Here is a 13,261-nt window from a genome sequence, read left to right as displayed (position 1 = left end):
CTAGCCAATTCGGCAATTTCAACCGGGCCGGAATAGCGGCCATACAATTTGAGGAGTGACCGGTTCATGTCAGATGAAGGTCAAGAGGGCGCAATCGGCGGTGGTGCAGAGGGACAGGCAGCCGGAAATCAGCCATCGCTGGCGATCATTCGCCAGTATATAAAGGATATTTCCTTCGAAAATCCGAACGCGCCGGGCAGCCTTGACCCGGACAAGGGCCCGCCGCAAATCCAGCTTGGCGTCAATATACAGGCGCGGGCCGGGGAGAACAGCCTCTATGAAGTCGAACTCCGGATCGAGGCCAAAGCCAATCACGGAGAGGATACCGCCTTCGTGGTGGAACTTGTCTACGGCGCGCTGTTCCAGCTCAAGGATTTCCCGGCGGAGACCATTGAAATGGTCTGCATGATCGAATGCCCGCGGCTGTTGTTCCCCTTCGCACGCCGGGTCGTTGCCGATGTAACGCGGGACGGCGGTTATTCACCGCTGCTTCTCGATCCCATCGATTTTTCCGCGCTCTATCGCGATCACAAGAACCAGATGGCGGCGCAGCAGATGCCGGCAGGCCACGCTTGAACTGAAATGTTATGAGGATCGCCGCCAGAGCGGGTCGGTGATCGTTTCGAGGAAGGCGGCGTGCGCGACACGTTCCGCCTCGCTCGCCTCATGCGGACGCGGCGGCCGGACTTCCAAAGAGACCGTCGCCGCCATGCCACTGTCGTCCTCTTCCAGCGAGAGGCCATGCTGCCGCCCGCCGATCAGTTCCAGATAAACCTCGGCCAGCAGTTCCGCATCAAGCAGGGCGCCATGCTTGGTCCGGGCAGAGTTGTCGATGCCGAAGCGGCGGCAAAGCGCATCGAGGTTCGCCTGCGCCCCCGGAAATTTCCGCCGCGCCATGCTGACCGTGTCTATGGATTGCGTCATTGGCAGGGTCGGCCGGTTGAGCCGGGTCAGCTCCGCATTCAGGAACTTCATATCGAACTGGGCATTATGGATCACCAGTTTTGACTCGCCAATAAACTCCAGGAATTCATCTATCTCCTCGGCAATCACCTTGTGACCACGGAGGAATTCCTCGCTCAGGCCATGCACCTTGAAGGCGGATTCCGGCATATCCCGTTCCGGATTGATATAGCGATGAAAAACATTTTCGGTCGGGATATGGTTGATCAGCTCGATACAGCCGATTTCGACAATCCGGTCCCCATCATTGGGGTCGAAACCCGTCGTTTCCGTATCGAGAACGATTTCACGCATCCTGCAACCTCTCTACCAGCGCCTTTACCTGTTCGAAGGTTTCCTCCGGCGTGCAATGGGTATCGATCACGAAATCCGCCCGTTCGCGCTTCTCCGCATCATCCACCTGCCGCGCGAGGATCGCCTCGAACTTTTCCGCAGTCATTTGCGGACGGTCCAGCACCCGCGCCCGCTGCACATCGGCCGGAGCCGAGACAACGGCGATTTTATGCACCCGATCCTCGCCGCCTGTCTCGAAAATGAGCGGGATATCGAGGACGACAAGATGATGCCCCTCGGCTTCGGCTTTTTCAAAAAAGGCGGCGCGGCCATCGCTCAGCAACGGATGAATGACCGCTTCCAGCTTTTTGATCTCTTCCTCATTGCCGACGACGATCTTGCTGAGGCGCTGCCGGTCCACATGATCATCGACCACCGCATCCGGGAAGACAACGCGGATCGGTTCCACCCCGGCGCCGCCCTTTGCATAGAGTTTATGGATTTCCGCATCCGCATCATAGACCGGGATGCCGAGCTTTCGGAACATCTCCCCGACAGTAGATTTTCCCATGCCGATCGAGCCGGTCAGTCCCAAAAGCAACATTCTCAAGATCCCTTCAATCCATCCAGTACATGGGTCCGCAAGGCGGCATCCACCTCCGGTTTGACGCCGAACCACGCTTCAAATCCCGCTTTTGCCTGATGCAGCAGCATCCCGAGACCGTCGATCGCGATATTCCCCTGTCGCCGCGCCCGTTTCAACAGATCTGTTTCCAGCGGCACATAGACAATATCGCTGACAATCGTCGTCTTTTTCAAGCCACCCAGCGAAATTTCGAGCGGTGGCTGCCCGGTCATGCCGAGGCTGGTGCAATTGACGAGGATATCCGCCTTTTCCAGCAGGGAAGAGCGGCGGTCCCACGGCGCGGCGCGCGCAACATCACCGATATGCCCGGCGAGTGCCTCTGCCCGTGCGGCCGAGCGGTTGCAGATGATGATGTCCGATAATCCAAGATCGGCAAGGGCAACGGCAATTGCCCGCGAAGCCCCGCCCGCGCCCAGAATAAGCGCCGTTCCGCCCGATAGCGCCGTGACGTCCGTTTCTTCGGCAAGCGAATCCTTGAACCCGATCCCGTCCGTATTTCTTCCCGTCAGGCCGCCGTTGTCATCAAGGACAACTGTGTTTACCGCCCCGATCCGCGTCGCCGACGGATCGAGGGTATCGACCACGTCAAACGCGGTTTCCTTTAGGGGAATGGTGAGATTGGTGCCGCGAAAAACGGCCCCTTCCGCGGCACAGTCGGATTTGAGCGCGGTCAATTTTTGGGCGAGTTCCTCCGGCTTCACCGGCCAGGCGCGATATTCCGCGTTAAGGCCATATTTTTCGATCCAGTAACCATGCAGCCGCGGGGAGAGGGAATGGCTGATCGGCCAGCCCATGACACCGGCAATTTTCTTCATATCCCTGCTCATGCGGCCAGCCCTATTTTATGGCCGCGCAGAAAATCAAGGAGCGGTAGCAGCGGCAGGCCGAGGATGGAGAAGAAATCCCCCTCGATCCTTGCAAAAAGATGTGCGCCTTCCGCCTCTAGCTGATAGGCCCCGACGGAGGAGAGGATTTTATCCCCCGCAACCTCCAGATAGCGGTCCAGAAAATCATCATCAAATTGCCGCATCGTCAGTTTTGCCTCATCCACATAACGCCAGATGATCGATCCGCCCTTTGCCACGCATACCGCATTGGCGAGCCGGTGGGTCTTGCCTTTCAGGCTGACGAGATGGGCGCGGGCATGATCCATATCCACGGGTTTAGCAAACCAGATTCCGTTACAGTCGAGTATCTGGTCGGCCCCGATCACATAGCTTTCGGGAAAGCGGTGGGAAATCCGCCCCGCTTTCAGCTCCGCCAGTGCCACCGCCGTATCCTTTGCCGGCGCCTTGGCGCCTTGCATCGAATGTTTTACCTCATCCTCATCGACGCGGGCAGGCAGGATATCGAAGCGGAGGCCCGCCTGTTCCAGTATTTTCGCACGGGACGGGCTTTGCGACGCCAGGATCAGGGAAATTTCTTCTGTCATGAAGGATTATCTCACTTCTTCCATGCGGCGATTATAAAGGGTGATAATCTGCGCCGCCGTTTCCTCCACAGATCGACGGGAGACATCAATCGTCGGCCAGCCCTGTTTTGTACAAAGTTTCCGGGCGAAAATGACTTCCTCCTTGATCCGGTCGCGGTCGATATAGTCGGTTTCAACCGTCTGATTGAGGCTGAGCAGTCTGTTTTTGCGGATTTCGGATAACCGCTCCGGACTGGTGGTAAGGCCGATCACGGTTGTCTTTTTTCCAAGATTGAACAGGGACTCCGGCAGGGAGATATTCGGCACGATCGGGATATTCGCCGTCTTGTATCCCCGATGGGCAAGATAGAAGGATGTCGGCGTTTTCGATGTCCGCGACACGCCGACAAGGACGATCTGCGCCTCATAAAGATCATCCGCCATCTGTCCGTCATCATGGGCCATGGTGAAGTTCAGCGCCTCGATCCGGCCAAAATAGTTTTTATCCAGCATATGCTGGCGTCCGGGCAGGCGGCGGATCTCCTTGCCCAAGAAGCTGGAGAAGGCCGTCAGCACCGGATCGAGCACGGAAACACAGGGCACGCCGACCCGCTGGCACCCCAGCTCCAGCACATCGCGCATTTCCTTGCTGACCAGGGTATAAAGCACCAGGCCCGGTTTTTTTACAATGGATTCAAGGATATCATCGAGCTGCCGCACGGTGCGCGTCAGGGTCCAGACATGTTCGACCGGGGAAATCCCCTCAAACTGGACCAGCGCCGCTTTCGTCATGGATTGCAGGGTTTCGCCGGTTGAATCCGAAACCAGATGAAGATGAAATTCCGCCATGTCGCCGCTTGAGACCCTGTGAATAATGTGAATAACAGGGATAACATGGCTGTTCGGGAAATCCCAAAAATTTTCTCCCCAAAGACCGATTTTTTAAGGGGGTGTTTATGCGGCTGTGGACGATAGACTACTGCGTCCTTTAAAAATGTGCATAAGCGGACCACACAGTCCGTTTTTTCGACTTATCCCCGTTATCCTCCTTTTCAGGGTGACCCAAATGTGGATTTATCCCGTAGTTATCACCAGAGCGGAACAACACTGGATTTTATCCCCAGAAAATCTATAAAGGGCGGGGATAAAATTTAATCCCCATGTCCCACAGGGAATAACAACAACTACCTCCTTTTATTTAAATATATTATTTAAAGGGATAAGATTTTGAGAAGGTATCCAGCGTGAGTGTGTCAAAAAACAAGCCCCTGCTCAAAAGCTTGTCAGGCGAGAAGATGGAGAGACCTCCGTTCTGGCTCATGCGGCAGGCCGGACGCTATCTTCCCGAATATCGCGAGACCCGGGCGAAGGCCGGTAATTTCCTTGATCTGTGCTATAATCCGGAACTTGCCGAGGAAGTAACCTTGCAGCCTTTACGGCGTTACGGCATGGATGCGGCCATCCTCTTTGCCGATATCCTGCTGATCCCCCATGCATTGGGACAACCGCTTGCCTATAAGGAAGGCGAGGGACCGGTGCTTGATCCCATCCGCACGGCGACGGAGCTTGGCAGGCTTGATCTCACGGCCATTCACAAGACCCTCAATCCGGTTTACGAAACCGTGGCGCGGCTCAGCCAGTCGATCCCCAAGGAATGTACGCTCATTGGCTTTGCCGGAGCCCCCTGGACGGTGGCGACCTATATGGTGGAGGGGCGCGGCTCGAAGGATTATGCCAATATCAAGCATTGGGCCTATAGCGATCCGGACGGTTTCGGGGCGTTGATGGATATTCTCGTCGAGGCAACGATCGAGTATCTCCTGAAGCAGGTCGAGGCCGGCGCCGAAGTGGTCCAGCTGTTCGATACCTGGGCCGGGGTCCTGCCGGACGATGAATTCCAAAAATGGGCCATAGAGCCGACAAGGCGGATCGTGGTGGGGTTACGTGCCCGGCATCCGGATTTGCCCGTCATCGGCTTTCCCAAGGGCGTGGGCGGCAATATTATCTCCTTCGTGAAGGAGACTGGCGTTACTGCCGTCAGCCTTGATCCCGGAACACCGCTCGACTGGGCGGCGCGGGAGGTGCAATCCCTCGTCCCCGTGCAGGGCAATCTTGATCCGATGCTGCTGGTAACCGGTGGCGCGGCGATGGAAAAGAGGATTGCGACAATCTTGGAAACCCTTGGCAAGGGCCCGTTTATTTTCAATCTCGGCCACGGGATCGTCCCGCAGACGCCGCCCGAAAATGTGGCGCGGCTCAGCGAACTGATCCGCGGCGCATAAGAGGGAGATATGGCAAAAAAGGCAGTTGTCCTCTTTAATCTCGGCGGTCCGGACAGGCCGGACGCGGTAGAACCGTTCCTGTTCAACCTGTTTAACGATGCGGCGATTATCCGTCTGCCAACGCCGCTTCGCTGGCTGGTGGCGAAGCTGATATCCCGGCGGCGCGCACCGGTCGCAAAAGAAATCTACAGCTTTATCGGCGGTTCTTCGCCGATTTTGGAGCAAACGAAAGCGCAAGCTGACGCGCTTGAGGCGAGCCTGGCGACAGCCGGTGGCGATGACTACAAATTGTTTGTCAGCATGCGCTACTGGCATCCCTTCTCCGATGAAACCGTTCAGGCTGTTCGTGCCTGGGCCCCCGATGAAGTGATCCTGCTGCCGCTCTATCCGCAGTTTTCCTCAACGACGACCGCCTCATCCTTTACCGACTGGCAGCGGGCCGCCAAAAAAGCCGGGCTTGATGTACCGACAATGCGTCTTTGCTGCTATCCGATGGAAGAGGGGTTTATCGCCGCCTATGCCGACCTGATTTCAAAGAAAATGGAGGAAATTCCGGACGGACAGCTCCTGCGCCTTCTTTTCTCCGCCCATGGATTGCCCCAGAAAATCGTCGATGAGGGCGATCCCTATCAGTTTCAGGTTGAGGAGACGGCAAAGCGGGTGGCGGTAAAGCTGGATATGCCCGATCTCGACTGGAAAGTCTGTTACCAGAGCCGGGTCGGGCCGATGAAATGGCTTGAACCGTCGACCGAGACTGAAATTCATCGCGCCGGGGAAGAAAACATCAACCTTGTCATCGTTCCCATCGCTTTCGTGTCGGAACATTCCGAAACTCTGGTCGAGCTCGATATCGAATATGAAAAACTCGCGCGGGAAAAGGGCGTTGCGGGCTATTACCGGGTTGATACCGTTGGTGTTCATGCGGACTTTATCGCGGGCCTCGCGGCGATGGTGCTTAAAATGGAATCGGCAAATGTCACGAGCGAGAGCGGCGGGCGGACCTGCCCAGCGCATTTTAAAGACTGTTTGATGCTGGCGTCATGACGCAAAATCCCGTAAATAGCGGGTGTGATTGATAAATTGAAGAAAAGGGACCGACCTTGGACGACATTCTGGCTGATATTTATCCCTGGGTAAAAGCCCTGCATATCATCTCGGTCATTGCCTGGATGGCGGGAATGTTCTATCTGCCGCGGCTTTTTGTCTATCATGCGGATGCGGAGGTCGGCTCGGACCTCTCTGAAACCTTCAAGATCATGGAACGGCGGCTGCTCCGCGGGATCATCAATCCGGCCATGATTTTCACTTTTTTCTTCGGTGGATTGCTTCTGCTGACACCCGGAATCGTCGATTGGAGCGAACCCTGGATATGGCTGAAGCTGACACTGGTGTTCCTGATGGGCTGGTTTCACGGGGAGCTTTCCAAATGGCGCAAACAGTTCGAGGCGGACAAGAATACGCGCCCGGCGAAATTCTATCGTCTTGTCAATGAGATACCCACGGTTCTGGTCATCGGGATTGTTATTCTGGTCGTCGTCAAACCCTTCTGACGGGCAATTAATCCTGCATATTTCGGTTGACTAATGCGGCCAAAAATGGCAAGAGGGGCCAATCTCTTCGGACAATTCCTGTTCCACGGTCTCATTGCATCACGAGTATACAAGCAATTTTCATCAGACCTTATCGTCGGCAAAGTCCGGTAATCCCGTAATATAAGTTATTGGTTTATTCCTCTTTTTCCAAAATTTCCCAAAATCGAGCGCAGAAAATATTATGAATCTTCAAGAGCTTAAGAAAAAATCTCCCGCTGAAATCCTGATGCTGGCGGAAGAACGCGAGATCGAGAACGCCTCGACCTTGCGTAAGCAGGAACAGCTTTTTGCCATTCTCAAATATGAGGCGGAAAACGGCGCCGAGATTACCGGCGGCGGGGTGCTCGAGATTCTCCAGGACGGCTTCGGCTTCCTGCGCTCTCCCGATGCGAACTATCTTGCGGGGCCAGATGATATCTATGTCAGCCCGAGCCAGATCCGCCGCTTTTCGCTCCGTACCGGGGATACCGTGGAAGGGCAGATCCGGAGCCCGAAAGACGGGGAGCGTTATTTCGCGCTCCTGAAAGTTCAGAAAATCAACTTTGAAGACCCGGAAAAGGCCCGCCACAAGATCAATTTCGACAACCTGACACCGCTTTATCCGGATGAGCGTATCAAGCTCGAAACCCCGGACCCGACCAGCAACAACATCAATTCCGCCCGCGTGATCGACCTGGTCTCACCGCAGGGCAAGGGTCAGCGGGCTCTGATCGTCGCCCCGCCCAGAACCGGTAAAACCGTTCTCCTGCAGCATATCGCCAATTCCATCACCACCAACAATCCGGAAGTCTATCTCATCGTTCTCTTGATCGACGAACGGCCGGAGGAAGTGACGGATATGAAGCGTTCCGTCCGCGGGGAAGTGATCAGCTCCACCTTTGATGAGCCGGCCGCCCGCCATGTGCAGGTGGCGGAAATGGTCATCGAGAAGGCCAAGCGCCTGGTCGAGCATAAACGCGATGTGGTCATCCTGCTCGACAGTATCACCCGTCTTGCCCGCGCCTATAACACGGTTGTTCCCTCCAGCGGTAAGGTGCTGACCGGCGGTGTCGATGCCAATGCGTTGCAGCGTCCGAAACGCTTCTTTGGTGCCGCCCGTAATATCGAGGAGGGGGGTTCGCTCACCATCGTCGCCACCGCCCTGATCGAAACCGGATCGCGCATGGACGAGGTTATCTTTGAAGAATTCAAGGGCACGGGTAACTCGGAGATCATTCTCGATCGCAAGCTCTCCGACAAGCGCGTCTTCCCGGCCATCGACATCACCAAGTCCGGCACCCGGAAAGAGGAATTGCTGGTCGACAAGGCAACCTTGCAGAAAATGTGGGTCCTCCGCCGTATCCTCAACCCGATGGGCACCACCGACGCCATGGAATTCCTGCTCGACAAACTCAAGCAGAGCAAAACCAACGACGATTTCTTCGATTCAATGAATACGTAAACGAAATCAGGTATTTATATGAAAAAGGCGCCTCATTTGGGCGCCTTTTTTAGTCTGCCAGAGAGACTGAGTTTTCCCGGCAATATTGGACAAGCTCATCCTCGCTCATTGTGCCATCCGCCACTTTAAGCGTCATGTGAATAGCCTGATCATTCGTGATATCGAGAGACCAGCCATTGGATCTGAGCGTCAGCAACAGCATGGCAAGTCCCACCCGTTTGTTGCCATCGGCAAAGGGGTGCCGGTTCTTGGTAATGCTATACATAAGAGAGGCCGATATCTGGAAAATATCAACATCTTCGCCACCGCCATAGGCAATCAATTGATGTGGCCGGGCGAGAGCGGCATCAATGCCGCCTTCGTCGCGGATGCCAGGCGCGCCGCCAAATCGGGCCAATTGCCGTTTATGGATTTCAAGCATCACCGCCTTTGACGGCAAATGAAGTGTCATTACTCAGCAAGCTTTCGGAATGCCGGGGCGAAGCGATCCTCGATAACGTCATAATGCGTCATGTCAGCTTCAAAAGCCGGATCCGACTTGACGATTTTCACGCCGTCTTCTTCAACATTGACGGTTACCTTGTCACCGGCTTTTAAATCAAGCTGACGCAGGAATTCCGCGGGGATCGTCGCCCCCACGGCGCTTCCTGTCTTGCGCAGTTTGGTTTTAAAGCTTCCCGATTTTTTGCTGCTATTCTTCAACATCACAGTCACCAATCAATTCATGATATATAAGTAATAACATTTGTTATTACTGTCAAGATATATCACACCGTAAACACGGTCGAGCCGGTGGTTTTACGCCCTTCCAGGTCTTCATGGGCCTTGCGGGCCTCGGAGAGGGGATAGGTCTGGCCGATATTGACCTTGATCGCGCCGCTGCCGACGAGTTTCATTAGATCGCCAGCGGATTTTTCGAGATCCTCGCGCTTGGCGGTATAGGTCATCAGGGACGGGCGGGTGACATAGAGGGAGCCTTTTGCGCCGAGAATGGCAAGATCGACATTTTTCACCGGACCCGAGGAATTGCCGAAGGAGACCATCAATCCGCGCGGGGAGAGGCAGTCGAGGGATTTCTCGAACGTCTCCTGACCGATGGCATCATAGACCACCGGAACGCCCTTGCCGTCGGTGATTTCCATCACCCGTTTCTGGAAATCCTCTTCCCGATAAAGAATTGTATGGGTGCAGCCATGGGCCTTCGCCAGCTCCGCTTTCTCCTCCGATCCGACCGTACCGATCACCGTGGCGCCAATATGCCGCGCCCACTGACAGGCAAAGAGGCCGACACCGCCCGCCGCCGCATGAAACAGGATCGTATCGCCTTGTTTCACGTGAAACGTTCGCTGCAGGAGATATTCCGTCGTCATCCCCTGGAGCATCATCGCCGCGGCGGTTTTATCGTCGATACTGTCGGGCAGCTTGATGAGGATATCCGCCGGCATCACCCGCGCCTCCGAATAGGCGCCGACGGGGCGGCCCGCATAGGCGATGCGATCGCCGACAGCGAAACCCGTCACCCCTTCGCCGATTTCCTCGATCACCCCGGCGGCCTCCATGCCCGTTGTCATGGGGAGCGGGGCCGGATAGAGGCCGGTGCGGAAATAGATGTCGATAAAATTGAGGCCGACGGCGGTATGGCGCAGGCGAACCTCGCCCTTTTTGGGGCTGCCAAGCTCGACATCCTGCCATTTCATGACTTCGGGTCCGCCGACTTCTGTTTGTACCATCGCTTTTGTCATTGTTCTTCCCTCTATAACTGCGCCCACAGTTTATTATTATAAATCAAGCTGTTGCTGTTCATGCGGCAGGGCTTTTTCAAGCCGGAGCAGCGCGGTTTTCGTCTCCAGGCCGCCAAGGCCTGAGTATCCCCCCATCTTGCCCCCCGCCGCAAGTATTCTGTGACAGGGAATGATAATCGGGATCGGATTGGCGCCGCAGGCCGTGCCCACCGGCTGAGCGGCGGAGTTGAGTATTTTCGCAATTTCGCCATAGCTTTTCGTTTGTCCCGCCGGGATTTTCAGCATTTCCGACCAGACTTTCTTCTGAAAATCCGTGCCGGGCGGATCAAGGGGCAGATCGAAATCGCCGATTTCCCCATCGAAATAGCGGTTCAGCTGGTCCACGGCGCGGTCAAGCAGGGGAGTTGTGCTTTGCCATTCTGCCGGAACCCATCCCCAGTCGAGAGAGATGATAACGCCGTTTTCCTCCGTAACGGTCAAATCGCCGACGGGGCTGTGCAGGCTAAGCTGGGGCATGGTGCGTTGCTTCCTTCAGCAGAGCGGCAAAATCGATGACGGAATTGGCGGGCAGCGAACAGGTCGGCCCCGTACAGAGATAGGCCGTCGGTTTGTCGTCCAGCTTTGTCTTGTCCTTCGCCGGGTGATCGAAGGGGAGGGTACTGGTATCCTCCAGCACGTTCACAACTTTCGACGGCAGGCTGAAATCCTTCAAAACATTAATCAGGTCAATAACTTGCGGATCGCTACGCTCGCCAATGATAATGACCTGGCGGGCATTGACCAATGTCTCGAAATTATTGAGCAGTGTTCCAAGCGGGAAGAAGTTCCGGCCCAGCTCCGCCGAGAAACAGCGCAAGGCCTCGGTTGCCTTCTCGAACGGCTCCCGTTTTCCGGTCAGCAGATGCAACTTTGCCAGAACTTCCAGCATTGTGCCGTTCCCGGCGGGAACCGCATTGTCATGGGCATTCTTGCTACGCACGATCAGGGCTTCCGCATCATCGGCGGTGAAGAAATAGCCGCCGCCGTTATGATCCCAGAAATGCGCATCGAGAATGTCGGTCCATTGTTCGGCGCGCTCCAGGTAAAAGCCCTTGCCGGTTATCTCAAAAAGAGCGATGGCCGCGCGCGCCATATTGGCGTAATCGTCGAGAAGACCCGTATGTTGCGCCCGCCCGAGACGGAAACTGTGATGGAGGCGGCCATTATTTTCCATGGAATGCGTTGTGATGGCGACAAAGGCGTTCTCCGCCGCCTCGATCCAGCGCGCCTCACCGAAATACTGCCCTGCGCGGGCCAGTGTCGCGATCATCAGGCCGTTCCAGTCGGTCAGAACCTTGTCATCGAGGGTCGGGCGAATGCGACTCTCCCGATGTTCGAACAGTTTCTGGCGCCATGGCGCCAACGCCGTCTCGGCCTCGATATCGAGCCGGTCTGGATATTTTAACCTGTTGAGAATATTCGTATTTTCCCAGTTCCCTTCAGCAGAAACCCCATATATCTCCTCGAAATGCGGGGCGTGATCACTGAGGATTTCGTCGATTTCATCCTTGGACCAGACATAGAACTTGCCTTCAACGCCTTCCGAATCCGCATCGATGGTGGCGGCAAACCCGCCCTCCGGCGTTGTCATCTCGCGAAGCAGCCAGCCGATCGTCTCATAGATGCGTTCCTCGAACAGTTCCGATTTCGTCTCATGATGGACGAGCAGCAGCAGATCGAGGATTTGTGCGTTGTCGTAAAGCATCTTCTCGAAATGCGGGGCGAGCCAGAAGGTATCGGTCGAGTAGCGCGCATATCCGCCGCCGAGATGATCATAAATGCCCCCTTGCGACATGGCGGTGAGCGCCTTGATCACAATCTCCGACAGGGCGGTATCGCCGGTGCGCAGATAGCTCCGCCAGATATTCTCCAGCACATAGGTTTGCGGGAATTTTGGGGCCGAGCCGATGCCGCCATGCTCCGGATCCGCTTCCTCGGCATAGCGGGCGGCGATGCGGTCCATAATTTCCAGGGTCAGTTTCGGCCGCTCCCCATCCAGGCCACGGTTGAGGTTTTTCAGTGCATCTTTCAGCGCATCTCGGTTTTTGGTGACTTTTTCGGGCTCGTTCCTGAAAATATCCGAGACGGTCTGGAGCACATTCTGAAACCCCGGCCGGCCGTAGGAATTCGCCGGTGGAAAATAGGTGCCACCCCAGAAGGGCTCGCCGCTGGAATTGAGGAACATGGTCAGCGGCCATCCGCCCTGTTCGCCGAGAAGGGCGAGGGCCGTCTGATATATCTGGTCGATATCGGGCCGTTCCTCCCGGTCCACCTTGATATTGATAAAGAGATCATTCATCAGCGCCGCGGTCTTCTCATCCTCGAAGCTTTCGTGGGCCATCACATGGCACCAGTGACAGGCGGCATAGCCGACGCTGAGCAGGATCGGCTTGCCCTCTTTCTTCGCAAGCGCCAGCGTTTCCGCACTCCAGGGCTGCCAATGCACCGGATTGTCCTGATGCTGGAGAAGATAGGGGCTTGTTTCCGCGCCGAGTAAATTTTTCATCTCAAACCTGTTCTTGCACCCCTGTTTCGGTATATAGAAACCTATGGGGTTTGTTGTACCAGAGCAACCGTCGCCGGATCAATGAGGAGTATGCCGCTCATGAAGATAACAGTTGATATTGATTGCACGCCACAGGAAGCAAGGACTTTTCTCGGATTGCCGGAAGTCGAGAAGATGCAGGAGGCGGTTATGAAAGAGCTGCAGGCGAAGATGCTGGAGAATATCGGCAATCTCGATCCGGAGAATATGATGAAGACATGGCTCCCGGCGGGTATCCAGGGCATGGAACAGATGCAGAAGCTGTTCTGGTCGCAGTTTGCCAAAGGCGACAATGACGGCAAATAGCCGCGCGCCTTCCGGGCGGGT

The 13,261-nt window shown here is 55.8% G+C and carries 16 protein-coding genes; 6 read left to right on the top strand and 10 right to left on the bottom strand.

The window, feature by feature from the left end; translation table 11 throughout:
* Positions 1-66: 66 nt before the first annotated feature.
* Entirely contained in the window at positions 67-576 is a 510-nt protein-coding gene (secB, locus tag AAC599_RS01300) for a protein-export chaperone SecB (protein ID WP_340148594.1), read from the top strand.
* Positions 577-585: 9 nt separating this feature from the next.
* Here secB and dnaQ read toward each other — a convergent pair whose 3' ends face one another.
* From dnaQ to AAC599_RS01275, 5 genes are read right to left on the bottom strand one after another with little or no spacing between them, the layout of a single operon-like run.
* Positions 586-1,257 (bottom strand): DNA polymerase III subunit epsilon, encoded by a 672-nt coding sequence (gene dnaQ, locus AAC599_RS01295; RefSeq protein ID WP_340148593.1) that lies wholly within the window; start codon positions 1,255-1,257, stop codon positions 586-588.
* Entirely contained in the window at positions 1,250-1,840 is a 591-nt protein-coding gene (coaE, locus tag AAC599_RS01290) for a dephospho-CoA kinase (RefSeq protein ID WP_340148592.1), read from the bottom strand. The genes dnaQ and coaE overlap by 8 nt, the downstream gene beginning before the upstream one ends.
* A 2-nt stretch (positions 1,841-1,842) precedes the next feature.
* Positions 1,843-2,709: a shikimate dehydrogenase gene (locus AAC599_RS01285; protein WP_340148591.1), complete on the bottom strand. Its 867-nt coding sequence runs from the start codon at positions 2,707-2,709 to the stop codon at positions 1,843-1,845.
* Positions 2,706-3,314 carry a Maf family protein gene (locus AAC599_RS01280; RefSeq protein WP_340148590.1) on the bottom strand — a complete coding sequence of 203 codons (609 nt, stop codon included), beginning with the start codon at positions 3,312-3,314 and terminating at the stop codon, positions 2,706-2,708. The genes AAC599_RS01285 and AAC599_RS01280 overlap by 4 nt, the downstream gene beginning before the upstream one ends.
* Positions 3,315-3,320: 6 nt before the next feature.
* Positions 3,321-4,142, bottom strand: a complete 822-nt coding sequence (locus tag AAC599_RS01275; RefSeq protein ID WP_340148589.1) for a pyruvate, water dikinase regulatory protein — start codon at positions 4,140-4,142, stop codon at positions 3,321-3,323.
* Between the two features lie 395 nt (positions 4,143-4,537).
* On the opposite strand from AAC599_RS01275, the gene hemE reads away from it, so the two are divergent.
* From hemE to rho, 4 genes are all read left to right on the top strand, one after another.
* On the top strand, positions 4,538-5,575 hold the full coding sequence (gene hemE, locus AAC599_RS01270) for a uroporphyrinogen decarboxylase (protein WP_340148588.1): 1,038 nt from the start codon (positions 4,538-4,540) through the stop codon (positions 5,573-5,575).
* 9 nt (positions 5,576-5,584) lie between these two features.
* Positions 5,585-6,619 carry a ferrochelatase gene (gene hemH / locus AAC599_RS01265; protein WP_340148587.1) on the top strand — a complete coding sequence of 345 codons (1,035 nt, stop codon included), beginning with the start codon at positions 5,585-5,587 and terminating at the stop codon, positions 6,617-6,619.
* Between the two features lie 56 nt (positions 6,620-6,675).
* Positions 6,676-7,125 (top strand): protoporphyrinogen oxidase HemJ, encoded by a 450-nt coding sequence (hemJ, locus tag AAC599_RS01260; RefSeq protein ID WP_293962150.1) that lies wholly within the window; start codon positions 6,676-6,678, stop codon positions 7,123-7,125.
* A 223-nt stretch (positions 7,126-7,348) separates the two neighbouring features.
* Positions 7,349-8,608: a transcription termination factor Rho gene (rho, locus tag AAC599_RS01255; protein ID WP_293962148.1), complete on the top strand. Its 1,260-nt coding sequence runs from the start codon at positions 7,349-7,351 to the stop codon at positions 8,606-8,608.
* A gap of 49 nt (positions 8,609-8,657) precedes the next feature.
* Here the strand turns inward: rho and AAC599_RS01250 are convergent, their stop codons facing one another.
* From AAC599_RS01250 to AAC599_RS01230, 5 genes are all read right to left on the bottom strand, one after another.
* A complete protein-coding gene (locus AAC599_RS01250; protein WP_340148586.1) occupies positions 8,658-9,059 on the bottom strand; it encodes a type II toxin-antitoxin system death-on-curing family toxin in 402 nt (133 codons plus the stop codon).
* A complete protein-coding gene (locus AAC599_RS01245; protein WP_340148585.1) occupies positions 9,059-9,313 on the bottom strand; it encodes an AbrB/MazE/SpoVT family DNA-binding domain-containing protein in 255 nt (84 codons plus the stop codon). The genes AAC599_RS01250 and AAC599_RS01245 overlap by 1 nt, the downstream gene beginning before the upstream one ends.
* A gap of 62 nt (positions 9,314-9,375) precedes the next feature.
* Positions 9,376-10,350: a quinone oxidoreductase gene (locus tag AAC599_RS01240; protein WP_340148584.1), complete on the bottom strand. Its 975-nt coding sequence runs from the start codon at positions 10,348-10,350 to the stop codon at positions 9,376-9,378.
* Between the two features lie 36 nt (positions 10,351-10,386).
* Positions 10,387-10,866, bottom strand: coding sequence for a methylated-DNA--[protein]-cysteine S-methyltransferase (locus AAC599_RS01235; protein ID WP_340148583.1), 480 nt, complete (start codon positions 10,864-10,866; stop codon positions 10,387-10,389).
* Positions 10,853-12,895 (bottom strand): thioredoxin domain-containing protein, encoded by a 2,043-nt coding sequence (locus tag AAC599_RS01230; protein WP_340148582.1) that lies wholly within the window; start codon positions 12,893-12,895, stop codon positions 10,853-10,855. The genes AAC599_RS01235 and AAC599_RS01230 overlap by 14 nt, the downstream gene beginning before the upstream one ends.
* 99 nt (positions 12,896-12,994) lie before the next feature.
* Here AAC599_RS01230 and AAC599_RS01225 point away from each other — a divergent pair, with 99 nt between their 5' ends.
* The gene (locus AAC599_RS01225; protein ID WP_340148581.1) at positions 12,995-13,240 is read left to right on the top strand and encodes a DUF6489 family protein; all 246 of its coding nucleotides are present in this window, start codon (positions 12,995-12,997) and stop codon (positions 13,238-13,240) included.
* Positions 13,241-13,261: the final 21 nt, after the last annotated feature.

The organism is uncultured Sneathiella sp., from assembly GCF_963976355.1.
In the GTDB taxonomy this organism is placed as follows: domain Bacteria; phylum Pseudomonadota; class Alphaproteobacteria; order Sneathiellales; family Sneathiellaceae; genus Sneathiella.
The sequence above is the reverse complement of the archived record's forward strand: the minus strand, read 5'-3'. Positions and strand labels throughout refer to the sequence as shown.

Excerpts from the sequence above, each read along its gene's own strand:
- secB (WP_340148594.1), top strand. The coding sequence starts at position 67 with ATGTCAGATGAAGGTCAAGAGGGCGCAATCGGCGGTGGTGCAGAGGGA.
- dnaQ (WP_340148593.1), bottom strand. The coding sequence starts at position 1,257 with ATGCGTGAAATCGTTCTCGATACGGAAACGACGGGTTTCGACCCCAAT.
- coaE (WP_340148592.1), bottom strand. The coding sequence starts at position 1,840 with ATGTTGCTTTTGGGACTGACCGGCTCGATCGGCATGGGAAAATCTACT.
- AAC599_RS01285 (WP_340148591.1), bottom strand. The coding sequence starts at position 2,709 with ATGAGCAGGGATATGAAGAAAATTGCCGGTGTCATGGGCTGGCCGATC.
- AAC599_RS01280 (WP_340148590.1), bottom strand. The coding sequence starts at position 3,314 with ATGACAGAAGAAATTTCCCTGATCCTGGCGTCGCAAAGCCCGTCCCGT.
- AAC599_RS01275 (WP_340148589.1), bottom strand. The coding sequence starts at position 4,142 with ATGGCGGAATTTCATCTTCATCTGGTTTCGGATTCAACCGGCGAAACC.
- hemH (WP_340148587.1), top strand. The coding sequence starts at position 5,585 with ATGGCAAAAAAGGCAGTTGTCCTCTTTAATCTCGGCGGTCCGGACAGG.
- rho (WP_293962148.1), top strand. The coding sequence starts at position 7,349 with ATGAATCTTCAAGAGCTTAAGAAAAAATCTCCCGCTGAAATCCTGATG.
- AAC599_RS01250 (WP_340148586.1), bottom strand. The coding sequence starts at position 9,059 with ATGACACTTCATTTGCCGTCAAAGGCGGTGATGCTTGAAATCCATAAA.
- AAC599_RS01245 (WP_340148585.1), bottom strand. The coding sequence starts at position 9,313 with ATGTTGAAGAATAGCAGCAAAAAATCGGGAAGCTTTAAAACCAAACTG.
- AAC599_RS01240 (WP_340148584.1), bottom strand. The coding sequence starts at position 10,350 with ATGACAAAAGCGATGGTACAAACAGAAGTCGGCGGACCCGAAGTCATG.
- AAC599_RS01235 (WP_340148583.1), bottom strand. The coding sequence starts at position 10,866 with ATGCCCCAGCTTAGCCTGCACAGCCCCGTCGGCGATTTGACCGTTACG.
- AAC599_RS01230 (WP_340148582.1), bottom strand. The coding sequence starts at position 12,895 with ATGAAAAATTTACTCGGCGCGGAAACAAGCCCCTATCTTCTCCAGCAT.
- AAC599_RS01225 (WP_340148581.1), top strand. The coding sequence starts at position 12,995 with ATGAAGATAACAGTTGATATTGATTGCACGCCACAGGAAGCAAGGACT.